We start from the raw sequence: 1,999 nt of genomic DNA, 5'->3' as shown, positions 1-1,999 counted from the left end.
CTGGTCCCCCGGCGGACGACCGAGGCGCTGCGCGAACTCGGCGTCGCCGTCGGGCGGATCACGATCGTGGACAGCATCGACCGCGGTGCCGCCGGCGGACTCCGCGGGCCGGTCGCCCGGCGGGCGGGGGGCCCGTGAGGATCCCGGCCCCGGCCCGTACCCGGAGGTCGTCCGCCACGGGTCGGGGGACGGGGCCTGCGGATGACACGGACGGCGACCGCCCTCAAAGCACCCCCGTGGCTTTGAGCGGCCGCCGCCCGCATCACCGCGGACGTTAGCCATCCGGATCCGGCCATGGCAACTTGCTGCCCCAAGTCGCAATCTATTGCACCCAAAGTCGGCCCATATCCACCTTCCCGCCGTCTGCGCCCTCGACAAATCAGGCAATCACCCCCAGAGCGCGGTTATGCCTCCCGGGTACGTCCATGGCTCCGCCCCTCCCCCGACGGTTAGAGTCCTCGGGTCGGAGCGCGCGGGAGGGTGGACGATGCAGCAGGGGGGAGCGCCCGCGGGGGGCGGGGAACGGCCGTCCCTGGAGGCGCGGATCACCGCCGCCAAGGCGGACGTCGCCCGGCGCCTGCGGTACGTGCGCCACCATCACCCCGAGGGCCCGTTCACCCTGGCCGGACTGGCGGAACGCGCCGGGGTGTCCAAACGGACGCTGTCCCAGGCGGAGTCGGCGGACGGCTCCAACCTCACCCTGGAGACGCTGCTCAAGGTCAGCGACAGCCTGGGCATCCCGCGCGCCGCGTACTTCCTCGACGAGCAGGTCTTCCGGCAGGTCAACAAGGAACTGGCGGGCGACGGGCCCGAGTCGGGGGACCCGGCGGCCCGCGTGGACCTGCTGTCCCGCATGCTGAACGACATCCTCGACTCCGCCACCCGGGCCCGGTGCGCGTTACGGGACCTGCCCACCGACGGCCGCGCGCACGGCTCCTGACACCCCGTCACCCGCCGCCCGGCCGGCCGCCGACCTCGGCGACCAGCAGCGCCACGTCGTCGTCGCTCCCCTCGCGGAACACCGAGAGCAGCAGGTCACAGGTCTCCTCCAGGCCGATCCGGGGGGCGTCGAGGACGCGGACGAGCTCCGCGAGGCGGACGTCAAGCGCCTCGTCGCGGGTCTCCACCAGGCCGTCGGTGTAGAGGACGAGGCGGTCGCCCGGGGCGAGGTCCACGGAGACGCTCTCGAAAGGCACGCCGCCCACGCCCAGCGGGGCGCCGGTGGGCAGGTCCAGCAGGACGGGCGGGCCGCCGTCGCGCAGCAGGACCGGCGGCAGGTGCCCGGCGTTGGCGACGCAGCACCGGCCGGCCTCGGGGTCGTAGACGGCGTAGACGCAGGTGGCGATCTGCTGGTCCAGACCGGTGGCGGCGGCGTCGAGGTGGCGGAGCACCTGGGCCGGGTCCAGGGCGAGGCCGGAGAGGGTCCGGGCGGCGGTGCGGAGCTGGCCCATGGCGGCGGCCGCGGTGATGCCGCTGCCCATGACGTCGCCGACGACCAGGGCGCTCTTGCCGCCGTCCTGCGGGACGACGTCGAACCAGTCGCCGCCGACCTGCACCGCCGTGCCGGCCGGCTGGTAGCGGTAGGCGACCTCCAGGCCGGGCGGGCTGGGCGGGCGCTGGGGCAGCAGGGTGCGCTGGAGGCTGAGCACGGCGGCGCGCTCCCGCTGGTACCAGCGGGCGTTGTCGATGCAGACGGCGGCGCGCGCGGCGAGTTCGCCGGCCAGCACCACGTCGTCGTCGGTGAACGGGAGCGGGTTGTCGGTGCGCTTGAGGTCCAGGGCGCCGAGCACCTCGCCGCGGGCGATGAGCGGCACGGCGATGTACGAGTGGAGGCCGGCCCGGGCCAGGACGGCCGCGGCGGTCCCGTCGCGGGCGATGCGCGGGAGGTCGCGGGTGCCGACGCGGGGCAGGTGGACCGGGCGGCCGGTGGCCACGCACTCGGCGACCAGCCGGTCGGCCGGGTAGTGGGCGAGTCCGCCGACCGGGTCGGCGGCCCGCG

2 protein-coding genes are annotated in these 1,999 nt (G+C 75.4%); one reads left to right on the top strand and one right to left on the bottom strand.

Annotated elements, in window-relative coordinates:
- The first annotated feature begins 487 nt into the window (after nucleotides 1-487).
- Nucleotides 488-940 (top strand): helix-turn-helix domain-containing protein, encoded by a 453-nt coding sequence (locus JNW98_RS35300; protein WP_223772349.1) that lies wholly within the window; start codon nucleotides 488-490, stop codon nucleotides 938-940.
- 7 nt (nucleotides 941-947) lie between these two features.
- On the opposite strand, the gene JNW98_RS35295 is transcribed toward JNW98_RS35300, so the two are convergent.
- The coding region (locus tag JNW98_RS35295; protein WP_223772348.1) for a PP2C family protein-serine/threonine phosphatase at nucleotides 948-1,999 on the bottom strand (1,052 nt) is incomplete at its 5' end.

This window comes from Streptomyces huiliensis, assembly GCF_020037025.1.
Lineage (GTDB): Bacteria > Actinomycetota > Actinomycetes > Streptomycetales > Streptomycetaceae > Streptomyces > Streptomyces huiliensis.
This window is presented reverse-complemented; position numbering and strand designations above follow the sequence as displayed.

Bases quoted from the DNA above. Each gene is read 5' to 3' on its own strand.
- JNW98_RS35300 (WP_223772349.1), top strand. From the start codon at position 488: ATGCAGCAGGGGGGAGCGCCCGCGGGGGGCGGGGAACGGCCGTCCCTG.